This is a genomic window from Crocosphaera watsonii WH 8501 (assembly GCF_000167195.1).
GTDB classification, from domain to species: domain Bacteria; phylum Cyanobacteriota; class Cyanobacteriia; order Cyanobacteriales; family Microcystaceae; genus Crocosphaera; species Crocosphaera watsonii.
The window spans coordinates 679,728-695,819 of the sequence record NZ_AADV02000001.1; the positions used below are offsets into that span (position 1 = coordinate 679,728).

Annotated in this window: 10 protein-coding genes; 3 read left to right on the forward strand and 7 right to left on the reverse strand. The window is 37.0% G+C overall.

Translation table 11 applies throughout. The features are described from left to right. Positions 1 to 28: 28 nt before the first annotated feature. Entirely contained in the window at positions 29 to 1,411 is a 1,383-nt protein-coding gene (locus tag CWATDRAFT_RS03370) for an RNA-guided endonuclease InsQ/TnpB family protein (protein ID WP_007303670.1), read from the forward strand. Here the strand turns inward: CWATDRAFT_RS03370 and CWATDRAFT_RS03375 are convergent. Further along, positions 1,362 to 2,882 carry an Hpt domain-containing protein gene (locus CWATDRAFT_RS03375; protein WP_007303671.1) on the reverse strand — a complete coding sequence of 507 codons (1,521 nt, stop codon included), beginning with the start codon at positions 2,880 to 2,882 and terminating at the stop codon, positions 1,362 to 1,364. The two genes, CWATDRAFT_RS03370 and CWATDRAFT_RS03375, sit on opposite strands and share 50 nt — an antisense overlap. Before the next feature lie 142 nt (positions 2,883 to 3,024). Between CWATDRAFT_RS03375 and CWATDRAFT_RS03380 the strand changes: the two genes are divergently transcribed. Continuing rightward, positions 3,025 to 3,847 (forward strand): IS5 family transposase gene (locus tag CWATDRAFT_RS03380; protein ID WP_085961737.1). Its coding sequence is split into 2 segments (ribosomal slippage): positions 3,025 to 3,084 and positions 3,086 to 3,847, totalling 822 coding nucleotides; the frame shifts between segments, so codons are not numbered across the junction. A gap of 219 nt (positions 3,848 to 4,066) precedes the next feature. After that, positions 4,067 to 5,022 (forward strand): IS630 family transposase gene (locus CWATDRAFT_RS35450; protein WP_198138918.1). Its coding sequence is split into 2 segments (ribosomal slippage): positions 4,067 to 4,400 and positions 4,400 to 5,022, totalling 957 coding nucleotides; the frame shifts between segments, so codons are not numbered across the junction. A 191-nt stretch (positions 5,023 to 5,213) separates the two neighbouring features. Here CWATDRAFT_RS35450 and CWATDRAFT_RS03395 read toward each other — a convergent pair. The 6 genes from CWATDRAFT_RS03395 to CWATDRAFT_RS03420 all read right to left on the reverse strand — a co-directional run bounded on the left by CWATDRAFT_RS03395 (position 5,214) and on the right by CWATDRAFT_RS03420 (position 15,801). Beyond that, the gene (locus tag CWATDRAFT_RS03395; protein ID WP_007303675.1) at positions 5,214 to 5,768 is read right to left on the reverse strand and encodes a PIN domain-containing protein; all 555 of its coding nucleotides are present in this window, start codon (positions 5,766 to 5,768) and stop codon (positions 5,214 to 5,216) included. Next, positions 5,769 to 6,239 (reverse strand): helix-turn-helix domain-containing protein, encoded by a 471-nt coding sequence (locus CWATDRAFT_RS03400; protein ID WP_007303676.1) that lies wholly within the window; start codon positions 6,237 to 6,239, stop codon positions 5,769 to 5,771. A 210-nt stretch (positions 6,240 to 6,449) separates the two neighbouring features. Then, entirely contained in the window at positions 6,450 to 6,656 is a 207-nt protein-coding gene (locus CWATDRAFT_RS36940) for a hypothetical protein (RefSeq protein ID WP_021832040.1), read from the reverse strand. A gap of 42 nt (positions 6,657 to 6,698) precedes the next feature. Further along, positions 6,699 to 7,022, reverse strand: a complete 324-nt coding sequence (locus tag CWATDRAFT_RS03410; RefSeq protein ID WP_007303677.1) for a XisI protein — start codon at positions 7,020 to 7,022, stop codon at positions 6,699 to 6,701. A gap of 205 nt (positions 7,023 to 7,227) precedes the next feature. Continuing rightward, on the reverse strand, positions 7,228 to 12,264 hold the full coding sequence (locus CWATDRAFT_RS39295) for an Eco57I restriction-modification methylase domain-containing protein (protein WP_007303678.1): 5,037 nt from the start codon (positions 12,262 to 12,264) through the stop codon (positions 7,228 to 7,230). A gap of 657 nt (positions 12,265 to 12,921) precedes the next feature. After that, the gene (locus CWATDRAFT_RS03420; RefSeq protein WP_007303679.1) at positions 12,922 to 15,801 is read right to left on the reverse strand and encodes a helicase-related protein; all 2,880 of its coding nucleotides are present in this window, start codon (positions 15,799 to 15,801) and stop codon (positions 12,922 to 12,924) included. Between the last annotated feature and the right edge of the window lie 291 nt (positions 15,802 to 16,092).

Here is a 16,092-nt window from a genome sequence, read left to right on the forward strand (position 1 = left end):
ATCAGAGTATGATATATATTCTACTCTGATGAAGTACACTTATCAGTACCGAATCTTACCAACGACAAACCAAAAAATCACCTTGAATAGGTGGTTGAGAGTCTGTCGTTTTTGGTTTAATCGGCAATTGGGTGAACGTTTCCAGTGGTGGGAACAAAATCGATGTGCAGTTAATTCTTGTCCTCTTATTTGTCATCTCCCTGAACTAAAAGAAAAACCCAATTACTACTCACAAAAAAAACAGTTACCTATTCTTAAAAAAGATGTGGTAACTGTTCAATGGTCAAAAGAAAAATTAGATTTATCAGAAGTTCCCTCTTTGACTTTACAAGAAGTTTGTAAACGGGTAGATAAAGCTTTTTCTCGTTATATCTCAGGGGATAGTAATGGCAAAAGATCAGGTAAACCTCGCTTTAAATCTAGTAACCGATTTCGGTCAATGGTATTTGAAGGAGGAGGATTAAGTATTCATTCTTGTTCTGTTGGTAAAAAATATCTTTACTTAAAAACTCCAAAAATAGGGTTAATTAAAGTAAGAATGCACCGATATTTACCTGATGGAGCAATCCTCAAACAAGCCCAGATTATCAAAAAAGCTGATGGTTGGTATGTAAATCTAAGGCTTGATGACCCTACTATTCCTAAGTTTAACAAAGATAAAATTGTAGCTAACTGGGATAATTCAACGGGCTTAGATGCTGTTCTTTATGAAGATGATTATCTGGCTACTTCTGACGGAAAAAAACTCTCTTCTCTTAAATCTCTTCGTAAATCTGAAGCAAGATTAGCACAAATTTCACAGCGAAAGGCTAACAAGAAAAAGGGAAGTAAGTCCAGAAGAAAACTAGCTAAAAGAGAAAGTCGAGAACATCAGAGAATTGCTAGGGCAAGAAAAGATCATGCTTACTCTACAGCACATAAGCTGCTAAAAACAGGAAAAAAAGTTTTCTTTCATGAAAAGCTTAATCTTAAAGGATTAAGTCGCAAAAATAAGCCCGTGCAAGATGACAATGGGAAATATCTTCCAAACGGGCAAAGTGCCAAATCAGGGCTTAATAAATCCTGGTCTGATGCTGCTTTTGGACAGTTCTTTTCAATCTTTAACTACATAGCTGAAAAAGCTGGAGTTGCTGTGATTGAAATCAATCCTGCCTATACATCCCAACTGTTGCCTTATCGTGATGAATTTGTTTTTACTGATTGCAGCATCAGAGAATATTGGGATGAAATTGAACAAGTTTCTGTTGATAGAGATATATCAGCAGCTATCAATATAAAACGAGTAGGGCTGGACGAGTTCCCTACTATAAAACGCCGTAAAGGTAAAATCGTAATAGTTGATTCTACTACTCATCTTACCTCTAAGGAAGTTCTCTCTGTCTTTCGAGGCTTGGAGAAGCCCGCACTGTAACGGTACTCCGTTCAGTGTCGGGAGTCGTCACTTGTGTGATAGTGGTTTGCATCTGTTTAGAAGTACGAGAAAATGCCCGAGAGGAACTCTCTGTATCTTCTAAGTTAAGTTGTAGATCGCTGGTAACTTCTCGTAACTGTACCACTGTGTCCATCATATCCTGTGAGACAAGGTGAAGATCGTTATAACTATCCATTTCCAAAGAATCAAAACCTTCTAGTAAGGTACTGATCCGTTCCCGTTGTTTCTCCCCTTGAGGGGTGATGCGATCGTAACTATTGCGCAACTGTTGATTGGAAGATTCTAGGGTTTGGATGCGATCGCCTAATAATCCGATCAGTTGACGAAGACGTTGCAGTTGTAAATTTAAGCCATTACGTTCAATAGTCAGTTCCCCAAACATATCACTTAGGGTTTCTAGTTGTTTGACAGGAACCCGTATAGTCTCATTTTCCTGGGGTTTTGGGGTGTCTATCTTTTGGGAAGTTGTGGGAACAATGAAGTCTTCTGATTTTGATTGATCGGTACTATTTAATGTTGCTAAAAAGTTTTCTGTCTCTTCAGCAAACTCATCCCTAGTAGCAGAAGATTTTAAGCTATTAGCAATAACGATTTGATTAGCTTCCTCTGACTCTTCTAACTCCATCTCTGAATTGAGATCCAGAGATATATCTAAAGATAAGGGTTCTGGCGATCCGAAAAAGTCATTATCAAATTCATCCAAGGTTTCCAAGCTATCATCCCAGTTATGGGGTTCTAGATCAGGTAAGGTTGCCCCAAGGGTGGATAAATTGAGTTCTGTGGGGATCATTTCCCGTTGATCAATCATCACCATAGCGTCCGATCGCCGCAATTCTTGAAGGGCTAATTTAGCCACCTGGGGGAGATCATCGTCATGGCTTTCAATGCCTTGGATAATAGACTGACAGAGAGAAGAAAAAGGACTTAATTCTAACATTTGCCCTAACCCTTCTAACTCTTGTGCCGCGATCAGAAATTCTTCCCTTAAACAAGCATCTTGGGGATCATTTAAGAGGGATTCGAGATGGTTTAAACAGGCATCTACTTCTGTTTGAAACATCAAGCTTACCATATCTTCTTCTTCTTCTTCTGATAGCAGTTTGGCTGCATCTTCTGGTTGAAGATCCCCCAAACGTTCGTATAAACCCTCAAGAATAGGGTTAACCTCTTCTTCTAACCAAGAGTAGTTTATTGTCACCCCTTGACGGTTCCATTGGGCGACTTGTCGTAAGCGATCGACACTCCTTAAAAACAGGCTTTCTAGGGATGGATCAACGATGCGATCGTCTCCTGCTTTGAGAACTTTAAAGAAGTCTTCTAAGCGGTGGGCAATAGTTGAGAGGGTTTGAAATCCCATCATGGCCGCCCCTCCTTTGATGGAATGGGCAGAACGCAACATACTATAGACCTCTTGCAAAAGTTTTTCGTGGTATAATAAAAGATTATTCATTTTTTGCATAGCCACCATTGGTAAAGCGATCGCACTCTCATAGTGGCGATCGCCTGAACCCCAAAAATCAATTAAGTTTTAAAACAAGAATCGTTGTATAATTATTAAAGATAACTATTCAGCTAAGAAAATTGATTTGATAATGAAATATTGGCAAGTTAAAAAGTTAAAAGAGACCGAATTCAAGCGTTTGACAGGAGTAAAAAAAAACTTTCAGAGTGATGGTTCGCACTGTCAAAGCTTATCTAAAAAGAAAAAAGAAACCCGGACGTAAACCAAAATTAATAGTTGAAGACCACATTCTCATAATGCTTGAGTATTTAAGAGAATATAGGACTTATTACCATATTAGTCTAACGTGGAAAATGTCCGAATCTAACGTTTGTCGCATTGTCCATAAAATCGAAAATATATTAATAAAATCTCGTCAATTTCGACTACCTGGAAAGAAAGAATTATGGAAAACGAATTATCAAGAGGAAATGGTAGTAATGGATGTCATGGAAAGTCAAATTGAAAGGACGAAAAAACGACAAAAACAGTTTTATAGTGGAAAACAAAGAGAACATACTTTAAAAACACAAATAGTCATTCAACAGAAAACTGGTCAAATTGTATGCCTAGTCAACGGAAAAGGAAAAACTCATGATTTTAAACTATTTAAAAACAGTGGGGTCAAATTTGGGACGTCAATAAAAGTTCTTGCTGATAAAGGCTATCAAGGAATAGGAAAAATTCATCAATTAAGTGAAACCCCCATCAAGAAAAAGAAAGGGAAGAAGTTAAGCCAAGAGGAGAAAAAATATAATCGGCAACTAAATCGATTAAGAATCACAGTCGAACATATAAATCGTCGCTTAAAAATCTTTAAAATCCTTTCTTATCCTTATCGAAATCGTGGTAAGAGATTCGGATTAAGAGCCAACTTAATAGCTGGACTTCATAACTACGATTTGGCTAATTAATTTGTAAAAAAAATCTATTTAATCTCTAGTGGGTTGAGCTTTTTATCATTAGCTTAACTGTTTTAAGCAGCCTATTTTTAATGATTTTGTGTAGAAGCGATCGCTCTTATCTCAATTATTCAAAAATTATCAGATATTTTGTACATCTGAGCAAGTTAAATTGGCAAAAAAATAGCCTTTAACTATAGCATAAAATATTTTTGCAAGAGTTTTTTTGAGATGAAAGCCTATTCTGTTGACCTCAGACAAAAAATTATTGATGTTTATAATGAAGAGAATCTATCTCAACGTCAATTAGCCAAACAATTCCATGTAGCTAAAAGCTTTATCCAAAAATTGCTTAAACAATATCGACAAACAGGAAATCTTGCTCCACTTAAACGAAGGAAACAAACACCTACAAAACTTAATTTAAAACAATTAAAAGTTCTCGAAGAGTTAGTCAAAACTAACAATGATGCGACTCTAGAAGAACTTCGTAAGCAATTCATAGCGACCACAGGAATTATCATTAGTCGTTCAACAGTAGATAGAATGTTGCATCGTTTGAATTTGACTTTAAAAAAAAAACACTGCATCCAACGGAAAAAGGGAGTGAAAAAGTCCAACAGCAAAGATTAGAATTCTGGGAGACTATTCAGAAAATACTAGCTAAAGACCTGGTTTTTCTAGATGAATCGGGAGTAAATTTAGCTTTAATCCGCTTATGTGCTAGGTCTGAGAAAGGACAAAGAGCTTATGGACAAAGACCATCAAAACGAGGGATGAATGTATCTATTATAGGTGCAATGACTTTGAATGGTATTGTTGCTCAATCTAGTCTAATGGGAGGAACTGATGCACTCACTTTTGAAGCATTTATTTCTCAAAAATTAGTCCCCAAACTGTGGAAAGGAGCTTGTGTAATCATGGATAATTGTTCTATTCACAAGGGAAAAAAAATTAGGTCTTTAATCGAAAAAGCTGGAGCTAAGTTACTCTATCTTCCTACTTATTCTCCCGATTTTAATCCCATTGAGAATTGTTGGTCAAAGCTTAAAAGTATTTTACGTCACATTGGTGCAAGAACATATCCTGATTTAGCAAAGGCTATTGAATCTGCTTTCAACCAAATCTCTCGATATGATATTCGTAACTGGCTTATTCATTGTTGTTACTGTACCTCACTAGACTGAGAAACGCTATAAAATTTTTCAACCCCTTCAGGAACGCCCAGAATAAAACACGGTGTTAAGGATTTAACAGTGTTAAATCCCTACGAGAGTGTATTTGTAGGGACATAATATTATTATGTCCTAGTCAGTTCTCATATATCATTCGGTGATTGCTATATTTGACGAAAAATTATGTTTTTTTTCAATTCAATTCATTGGTTAAAAGTTTGATAACGTTGAACCAGTGTAGGCGTTTGCTCTTTTAGTCTGTCTAGTAGGTCTAATATTGTTAATTTGGGCTTTTTTTTACCTTTAACTTGAGTTCTTAAAACATCGACCATTGTTTCTGGCGATAAATCCCATAAAAATGTTAGAAATGTATCAGCACTTTGCGCTTCTACTCTAAATTGGTTTAAGGAAGATTCGGGAAAATGTTTTAAGTTATCGCTAACAATTACTTGTGCTTTGGCAATTAAGGCCGCCGCTAAAACATGACGATCGCCTTCGTGATTATCCATACAGGGAATTAATTTAGGTGTGACGGGGATCATCGCTTCAGGAAAGGCTTTATTCACCAATTTATACAGAGAATCTGCTTTTTGAGGAGTTATTCTTTCATCTTTGATTAGGTTGCCAAATGCACCTTCTAATATTTCTTCTGTCCAATAGGGTTGATAAAGTCCTGCTTCAGCAGCACAGAGCAAGGTATCTCGTAAATACATGGGGTAAAGTACACAAGAGTCGAGAACAACAGCAAAAACTGTCATTTATCCTTTCTCCTGACTTTCTGCTCTTTCTACTTCATAAAACCCTAATTCTTGACTTTCTTCTATTAATTGCGCTAAGGTTTGTCTGCGATCGCTGTCTCGTTTGGTTTTATAAGCGAGAATATCTTCAACTTTTATCCGTCGATGAGTTCCAATCAAAATATAAGGAATTTCTTGATTATCTAAAAGGGTATAAAGATAAGGACGAGAAATGTTGAGCAAATTAGCCGCTTCTTGAGTAGTAAGACAATGATCTTGGGGAACGAGAGTAACGCCTTTTCCTTGAGCGAGTAAGGAGGTTACTTGTCGCAAAATTTGGTAAATTGACTCTGGTAAAAAAACTTCTTCCCCATCTACACCGACTAACTTAGGATGGGCATTTTCTAAGAGTTCTTCTAGGCGCAAAAGGTCAGTATTTTCTAAATTCGTCTCAAATACGGGCAAATTTGACTCTTTTACTTTTTCTTTCATTGTTCTGATTTCCTGCCTAACTGTAATAAGTGTAACAGATAAATCTTTGTCCCGTAAAGGTAAGGTAACTAAACCTTAATTATACCCTTTTCATTAAGTGAGACTACAGATGTTAACGTTGTAGGGGTCAACGGCCGTTGACCCCTACTTTGAATGTGTAGCTTAACTTTAGGAAACTGGTATTACAATGGTTTGTAACCAGCAAATACATCACACAAACTCGATTTCACTACGGTTATCATAAACGGTTTTTAAACACTCTTCAAAATCCTCTCCTTTCCATGTTCCTGTGTGTCTTAATATTGATTTTCCTGAACGGGGACGCAAAAGAGTTAAAGATTTTTCTTCTACCTCAGCTAATAATCCTTCTTCTTCTAAGAAATCATCAAAACTACTGCCTAAATGTTCACTTTTCATAAGATTTCTTGCTTTTATTTTTTTGAGTGTTTTCTTGACGTTTTATGATAGCATTAATTCCATGTCTGGACATTGAAAAGCTAAAATAATATCATCTTCAGAAATGTCCATATTAATCAATTCATCAGTAATGCCTCTTTCCATGCCATCATATTCTATGTATACTTTTCCTTGTTCAATAGTAATATAAATTAGATTACCTCTAATCCTTTTTTCTCTATCCCAACCTACCTGCATTAAGGCATAATGATCTCTTTGTTGATCCAAAACGGGATCAAGGCGAATTTTCCCATGAGAAGGTCTAAATTGTGCATATTTAAGAATTAATTCCGCAATAATTTGGCGATATTTGTTTAATTTATCCATTGTTGTACCTCCTGTTATATTACGTTAATAACTATTAGGTTTAATGGTAGTTGTTCAATGACTAACTCTCCTAATGGTTCACTGAATATTTCCTCTTTCATTTGTTGAGTAAGGTGGGCATTGCCCACCCTACAAAAAGATTTTACAACTTTATATAAAATATGAGGTTATTATCCATTATCCATTATCCATTATCCATTATTAATTACTCTAACCTTTTCTCGAAGACTTCCCACGCTACGGTATAGTCTTCTTCTCTGTCACACAGGGTAAAGGGTGCTTGATATGTGATAGTGCGTTCTATGGGTCCGTTGGGCATGGTATCATCTAGGATGGTGCGTTGGACTGTCCCTGATGTCATGTCTTTGATGTCATTCCAGCCGATGGGTTCGCCTTTTTTGGGGTTGGCGTTACGGGGGAAACCTACACCCACTAAGCCTTTACTATTATTGGTGAAGACGATGCGTCCATTGATGTCATACCAGGTGTCTTTCTCATATTGACGCATGACGGGGAACTGTACTCGATAAATGGTGATTAGTTCATCTAGGGTTAATCCTAATGCCATTGCTGCGAGTACGTCTATCTCTACTAATGCTTGTCTTCTCTCGTAATCTGTCCGTAAGGCGTTGTTTCTTTGCCATTTTGGGGTTAGATTAGCAAAAAAGTTCTGATTTAAGCGTTTATTGTTTTCTTCTGTGGGCGATCGCTCAGGGGTAAAGGTAGCCCATTTATCTTGATTATAGTCTGGGGTGTAGCTGGTTTCCCATAACTCAGCGTAATGGGTGGTGAGACAAGTTAGGGTTAAACAGCGAATAATTAAGGCACTATCATATTTTATACCGTAAATAATGGGAAAATCGTCTAATGTTTGATGTAAATCTGTTCTACCTGTTAATTTAACTAAAAAATCATAAGGAATAGAAGAAGTTAAAGCACTAAATATTAAAAATTTTGATTGTAATTTATTGATAAAAGCATAACTTCTTACATTATTAATATGAGCGGTATTTTTAGGAATAATTGTATTGATTAAAGTTCTTTCTCGATTAGGACCTAACCTATCCCGAAAAACTAATCTATAGTATTCTGTGACTTTCTTTTCTTTTATTTCTTTATCTTCAACCCAAGGAACAGTAGGAACACGGTTAATATATTCTATTTCATCACAAGCAGGAATATAATTAGTATGGGGTAAATAATCATCAGGAATATTAGTTAAATCAATAACATCATAAGCCCGGTTACTTTTACAAATTTGTCTCGGTGTTTTATTAAAAGGGTTTCCTACAAAAAAATGTGGACCCGATAAAATCCATTGCTTAGAATCTTTCGAAAAACAAGTATTTCGCTTAATTTTTCCATCTTTTTCAGCATTAGTTTCATTCCACATTGCTATAGAGAAATATTCGCCTTGTAAATCACCTAAACGTTGTTTTTGATTCGCAAACTTATCTAATATAGTTAATAGTTGTTGAGAATGAATAGCAGGTAATCTTGCTTGTAATGCTGGTGTATTTTCTTGATCATAAAGAGTTGCAAATAGTTGTAAATCATCTTCACTAACGCTAAGAATTCTATCTATATGTCCTTCGATATTCCATTTATTTTCATCATTTTTAATTCCTCCTACTTTTCCTTGTCCATTATGTTCAAAACATTGATCAACTGTTATCGGAGTAAATAAGTTAGAAATATTATCAAAACAAATTTGTCTTGAACTTTGACCATAAATATTAAAACTATATTTTATGCTATTAGGTACATCTTTAAAAAGCATTAATTCATTAACAAATTGAAAATGATACTTTAAACGGGGATAAATAGCTTCTCTAAAACTACCACCTTTAGGATTATCATAATTACTCTCTTGATGAATTAAACCTTGTACACCTGTTTGACTAGAAAATTGCCAACCTTGAGGGATAAAACACTTATATAAATTAGTGTTAACCCCTTTTAATAGAGGATAATTCTGATAAGCATTGAAAAAGTTTTGTGACCCATCAAAACCTTCATATACATTAAAGTAATCAGAAAATAACTGAGGATATTCTGTAAAAACTTCCTCTCTTAACTTACTTTGCTTACTAGAAGAAAACTTGCGTAAAATAAATAAAGGTTCAGCATCCCCTAATACATCCCCTTCACTCCATTTTACCTTAATCCAAGGGGGGTTTCCTAAGAATAAATCAAACCCTCCATTATCGGCAAAAATATCAGCAAACTCTAATTCCCAATGAAAAAAGCGTTTTTCTTCCGCAATTTTTGCCACCAATGCTAATCTAGGGAAACGCTCAATAATCTTATCTAAATTAACTAAACCATATTCTTTTACCCACTTTTGGATCTCATTATCCCTATCGGTTTCAGGAAATAAAGGTAACTCTGGTTCCACATCAAAGATCATTTCCATTTCCCCTAAAATAACCCCAATTTCTAAATAAAATTCGTTACGAGTGGGTAATAAATCAGCTTTTTCTATCTTCCAAAACCATAACGCACACCAATAGTCCATGACAAATTTTAAGCGACGATACGCACTAGAATTTCCTACTCCTTCTGATAACTTTTCCTGTTGATATATTTTATCCTTCATCTGTAAAGAAGTTTCTGTTAATACTTCTGTTTCTTCTTGTCCCCAAATAGATAACGGATCAGTGGTACGTTTTCTTAACTTTCGTAACTCCTTAGTATGACGCATCCATAACTCATCAATGCGTTGGGATAACTCGATTAATTTCTCTATTTCATAATCACTATAAACTTCTTTGATAAACTCCTTTTGCCAATTTTTAATCAAGTCAATGTTATCTTTAGCTAAAGACTTAATCACCTTATCCGTATAATTGGCCATACCTGGATCGGGTAACAAAAAATGATAAATAGAATCTTTTAAAAAGGATGTCTCCCACCCTTTATTCCCTTCTCCCTTTTCACTACTAACTGATGACTGTTTACTACTAACTGATAACTGTTCCTCATTTTCTGATAACTTTTCACCGATAACTGATAACTGTTCACTGTTCACTGATGACTGATAACTGTTAACGGGTTCATGTTCATACCAATAATTACCTTTTTTATGCTTCTTACTAACAGGAATTAAAGACTTATGATAAACTTGTCGCCTAGCACCAATCAAAGAATTTCCGCAGTGTAACTGATTACCAAACCAAGGAATAAACGCATCTCCTTTTTCTGGAGTATAAATACAATTCAACCAAATAGAAACCTCTGCCAACTCCATCGCTATCGGGTTTAAATCAATCCCCACCACATTCCTATCTGCTAAATACATCTTAACCTTTTGTCTTTCCAACTGATACAGATCATGAGGTATTCTTTTCCCTAACTCATCCTGTTTTAAATCTAAATATTTCTCTGATAACTGATTAATTGCCTCATTCAAAAACGCAGCACTTCCCATGGCCGGTTCACATATTTTTAACCCTAAAATATCATCTGCTGTCTTATCCTTTAACAACTCCTTCAACGTATATTTAACCAAACATTTCGTTAACGACTCAGGAGTATAATAAGAAGCAGAATTTTGGCGATCGCGTCCAGCTAACCGATAAATAAACGTCCCTTTGGGATGACATTTCGGGGTGCCATCTTCATTAAATACCCGTTCCTCGTCACTATACTTATCTAAATCAGCCAATTTCACAAAATAACCCACCTTTAACGCATCAGGATTATCATCACCCGCCTTTTTCACCTCATATAAATCCTCCTCCGCAAAAAAGCCCCGAAAACAGAGCAACGCTTCATAAACCGACCCCAACTGGTTAATCCCTAACTGTGCATAAGAAATACGTCCCCGACGCTTCCCCTTACCCTCCCGTGATAAAGACATCAACTCGATCACCCGTCGTAACACCCCATTGCGAAACTTCACCCGATTTAACAATTTAGTGCGCTCTGGGTCAAATAAATGACTTTTTAGAGGTGAAAGCTCAAACGTATTGTGTAACGTGGGTTCTTGTGTCGCTAACACATCTAATTGAGAAGCCTTGGTATCAGGATAACCCTGCCAAATTAAGCCAAATAACTTACTGAGAGACAAATCAAGAAAATAACCCTCACTATCCTCACTGGTGCGTAACTCTGCTTGTTCGAGGTCCCGTAAAAACTCTAAACTATACCCCTCCCGATAAATCTCCGCATTCATGGGTGCATATCCCAACTCCTGACGCGCTTCGATATAGAAGAGAAACAATAAACGGTACATATAACGTAAACATTCCACCGTTAACTGTTCCTCATCCAAATGTCCCTTAAATACCCCTTCCCTACGCTTATGTTGTAAATACCAAACGGCCTCATTCCCCAATAACTCAATAGACTCTCGTAGTGCGTATTTCAAGTCATCCGACACCGCAAACGCATGACGATGGGAATTTTCATCCAACTGGTCTAAAAATACCGTTCCTTCCGTGGGACAAGTATGCTCTCGATGGAGTAAAGTAGCGATCGCCAATAACGTCTCAGACTCCTTCCGTCCTAAAATTTCCCCTAAGTCAAACCGTAGAAAACGAGAACTATTCCACTTAAAGCGATCGATCAACACCACCTGATATAAACTTACCAACATCACCCAACGAGGGGGATCATCCAAAGCAAAGATCCAATCAGAAACCACTTCCTCTAAGGTTAATTCCGTGAGAGCATTTTCCTTAATGTGGTCCCCAGATAAGGAAGTTTGGGGAGAGGGGGGAGTGTGGGAGGTGTGGGTAGTGATAAAATCTTGTTCTGTCGTCTTAGGTTGTAGAATAGGTGTTATATGAGGACAAGACTGCTGAAATTGACAATTATTTAAGGATAAATCCAATAAATCAATAGCTTCTGTCTCCTCTGGTAACACTTCCACCACCCATAACCAAGGAGAACCATTATTTTTAACCACTTCTCCAATAATAGGTAATACCGCTTCATCTTCCAACGGTTTAACTTGGGGGAAAAACTTATACCCCAACACCTCCAAAAATTGGCTTAACCATTGCTGCTGTAATAATAAACGCTCTGGGGCCTGATCTTCCGCTTCCCATTGATTTAATGCACGAAAATAGGTTTTTGTCAAGGAACCTAAACGCTCTGGAGGTGTTTTGTCTTCCGATGCTGTTGCTTGTTCCTTCCATCGTTTGGCCACCTCTTTAAGATCATCAGTGAGGATAGCATCAAGATAATGATGAGAATAGAACTCGTTAGCGTTGGTAATACCTGTTAGTTGACCCATATTAGAGCTTATTTCCTTCTTTGAACAATGAACTGTTAGTAATTAATAGTTAATAATAATAAACGGCACTTAATAGTTAATGATTAATAGTCAATAAAAAATACTGTTAAATAGATATTTAAAGATGGATGATAAACAATAAATTTTACACATTTGATTGAAAAATAAGATAAAAATTAGACATGATTACACCCTTTAAACCCAGTTATAACTGATATCTTGCACCAGGACTATAAAACTTATAGTTATTTCAAGTTAAAATCAGACAAAACCCACCTTTCTTATTATTAGTATAGTGAGCGAGACTTGTACTGAGCTTATCGAACTATGCTCATATTCCTCTGTCTTAAACTTATTTGAAACGACTATAATAGCTAAAAACAAAGCCGTCAATTCTAAAGTAGTTAGACTCAAAAAAAAGACTCTTGGCTGTTACCTGTTGATGCTCCTCACTAGCTAGTATTATTGAAAGTGTAATGCTTTATTATAACATATTTGTAACCCTACTCTTCCCCTGTCTCGTCTCAACTGTAACATTTCTTTTTGTCCAGATTCTTATTCAATTATCCATTGTTAATTAACAATTATTAATTATTAATTATCCATTGTTAACTGTTAATTATCCATTGTTAACTGTTAATTATCCATTGTCCATTATCAATTATCCATTATTGATCCTCCTTGTAAAACTGCAATAATTTTGATGTAGGGAGCGCGCTCGATGGTCATGCTATCTTCAACCCAACGCCAATAGTCATCAAAAATATGGTCAATATGGCGTTTTTCTCGTTCCTTACGCTCTTTTACTAAAGGAGTTCCATCACTAAAACGTAACTCTAATTGATGAGTATGTTGCCCCTTGAGGGTATCTAAACGATTAAGTTGTTGTTGTAACTCCTCATCGATGCGAGACTCAAAGCGATCGCACTCCTTTAACATGGCCTGATAAGCTTGATTAACAGCAGTTTCCCGTAAATTTAATAAACCCTCATCAATGGGTAAAAGACGATTAGGAATCGGCTGTTTTCCCAACTGCGATCGCCCGATAGTTTCCTCAAAAGTTTCAATGCGTTTAAACTGTCCCCCCATAAATACCACAGAAAACCATTGATTAATCAAGGGTTGACCCCGACGGTTAGGAATTAACCCCGTCATAACAAACACCGCTTCATCCTGGGATAAGGAAGGTATCGTTATAACAGGAGCTTGATGTCGTCCAAACGCAGTCACATTGAGATCATTAAGCCATTGTACCGTTGGATGCAGTTCCCATAAATATTGTAGAGGAGTCCAGCGTTCTTCGGCCCGACGAGACGCTTCTAGATCCCGTTTCACTAACTCCTTATCTGCACAGAGTTTAAGGGGATCTTGGGGACTCGGTTGAATTTCTTTAGGCAGTCTCTGATAACGTCGTTTTAAGTCAGAAGGTAACGTTAACTCAATCAAAGCCTGATCCTCAACAATATGATACTGCAAAGGGGTTTCTTGGTGAATTTTCTCCAGAGACGCTACCGTATAACTAAAATCATCTTCAAAAAGACTCGGCATTTCTCCTATTTCCTCTACCGTGTCAGACTCGTCGCTTACCTCAGCTTCTAGATCCAATAAAGCAAAAAAATCAAACTCATCACTAGACGCATTACCAGGGTCAAGTTGTGCCTCAAACCCTTCTGCTGACTCCTTCTGTTCGATGGCCGCTGCGGTAATTTTCACCTCTTCATCTATATCAAATACTCCCATAAACACAGAAGGATCGCCGATATTTTTAACCGCCTGTTCATCTTTCTTAATTAAGACTCGAATAATGCGTTCTGCTTCATCCATCTGAGCATTTTGACAACGGGTTAATAAATAACGAATTTGCGGTTGTTGTTCTTGTCCATAACGATCAATACGCCCGTTACGTTGTTGTAATGCCATTAAAGACCAGGGAATGTCGAAATGAATTAACCGATGACAGAGAAAATGTAAGTTAATTCCTTCTGAAGCCACATCTGTAGCAATTAATAACCGTAATTTTGACTTTTCATCTCCAAATTCTTCGATTACCTCGTTTAAGACAATATCCTTCATGCCACCATCCAGGGTCGCGATCGCTCCTTGTTTCAGTTTAAGATCCCGTTGTAAATTTTCCTGTAAAAACGCCATTGTTTCGAGACGTTCGGTAAAAATAACGAGTCTGTCTTCTGTCTCTTTTCCAGTCCAAGCAAACGCCCCTGGTTGTGTGCCTCTAATTAATTCAAGGAGTTGTTGATATTTAGCAAAAGTATCAGGGGTAATAGTTTCTAAAGCTAATTTTAAGGGATAAAGTTCTTCTAAATCTGTTTTAAGTCCAGGTTCGTTTGCTTTTTCAATCCGTTTAATGCGATTATTAACCGTTTCTAAACAGGCCATAGGACTCGATAACATGGCCTTCAATAAAGTAGTCTTAAACAAATTGCCCACAGACGCTTTACTATCAATGGCAGCTAACTTTAATTGATCAAGACAGTCAAAAACAACTTCCTCTTCAGAGGTGGCCTCAGCTTCAATGGGTAACACTTCTCGTTCAGGAAAATGTTTAGCTAATTGTTCTTTGACATCTTTTTTAAAGCGTCGCACATATAAATCACGAATATCATCCTTAGTATAATCCGACTCCGAAGCGATCGCCGTTGGGTCTAGCATTTTCATTAAGCTGGCAAAACTTTCGGGACGGCCATCATGGGGAGTGGCTGAAAGCATAATCAGGGTATCTGAACGAGTAGCTAATCTTTCAGCCAATTTTGACCGTAACGAAGCGGTGCGTCCCTTTCCCCGTCGTGCCACATTATGACATTCATCAATAACAATAATATCCCAGTATGCCTGTTCAATATAAGTCCGATATTCACGATCTTGTTTGAGGGTATCCACAGAAACAATAGCTTTGTCATAATAATGAAAGGGGTTATGATTAGTGGGAATCCGATTACGCAAACGCTGAATGCCTACAGAATCAAGGCGTACTAAAGGAATGGTAAAACGAAACCAATATTCCTTTTGAAACTGGGTTAGCATACTTTTAGTAGTCACTACTAAAATTCGTTTACCTTTCCCTCGTCGCATTAATTCCGTCACTAAAATTCCTGATTCGAGAGTTTTACCTAACCCCACGCTATCGGCAATTAAAATGCGCTGACGGGGCATTTTCAAAGCTTTTAGAGAAGGATCTAACTGAAAGGGTAAAACATCCATTGCAGCCCGATTTCCCACATAGAGATGGGGTGTTGTCGGGGCGGTTTGCCTGAGATGGGCTTCAATAAATAAAAGCGATCGCACATAACCTGACGTTTCATCAGTGACTAAAGCTGTTGTTTTCGGGTCTAATACCTCTAAGTCGGGTTCGAGGTGATCAATAAAACAGGCAGATTTCCCCTTAATAAAATCGCTAACTCCTACTACTTGTAAGACTTTTGCCCCTGTTGGGGTTTTATCAATGGATTGAATTAACCATTCTGCATCACGAATAACAACTCTAGCACCGGGGGCAGGGGGAATTTTACTTTTTGTATTCATTTCAAGGTTAAGTTCAATGGTTTTTATCCTATTTTATTTCTGACTATCTCTCTTCTGTCAGGCTCTGAAACATGGGGGTCAAACCCTAATTATGTATATATTATCTCATAATAATATTCAAATGGGTGAGACATTAGTATTTCTAAGAAAAACTTGGATAGGGTCATGTGTTGAAAACTCCCTAACTTGATGATACAATATCTCGTTTTCCGATGGTTACTAATAAAGATGTCGAACAGAGGAAAAGTAAACAGTAGGTTCCTGGTTGAGACGGTAAATCAATGGGCATTG

Coding starts and splice junctions, on each gene's coding strand:
- CWATDRAFT_RS03370 (WP_007303670.1), top strand. CDS start 29: ATGAAGTACACTTATCAGTACCGAATCTTACCAACGACAAACCAAAAA.
- CWATDRAFT_RS03375 (WP_007303671.1), bottom strand. CDS start 2,882: ATGAATAATCTTTTATTATACCACGAAAAACTTTTGCAAGAGGTCTAT.
- CWATDRAFT_RS03395 (WP_007303675.1), bottom strand. CDS start 5,768: ATGACAGTTTTTGCTGTTGTTCTCGACTCTTGTGTACTTTACCCCATG.
- CWATDRAFT_RS03400 (WP_007303676.1), bottom strand. CDS start 6,239: ATGAAAGAAAAAGTAAAAGAGTCAAATTTGCCCGTATTTGAGACGAAT.
- CWATDRAFT_RS36940 (WP_021832040.1), bottom strand. CDS start 6,656: ATGAAAAGTGAACATTTAGGCAGTAGTTTTGATGATTTCTTAGAAGAA.
- CWATDRAFT_RS03410 (WP_007303677.1), bottom strand. CDS start 7,022: ATGGATAAATTAAACAAATATCGCCAAATTATTGCGGAATTAATTCTT.
- CWATDRAFT_RS39295 (WP_007303678.1), bottom strand. CDS start 12,264: ATGGGTCAACTAACAGGTATTACCAACGCTAACGAGTTCTATTCTCAT.
- CWATDRAFT_RS03420 (WP_007303679.1), bottom strand. CDS start 15,801: ATGAATACAAAAAGTAAAATTCCCCCTGCCCCCGGTGCTAGAGTTGTT.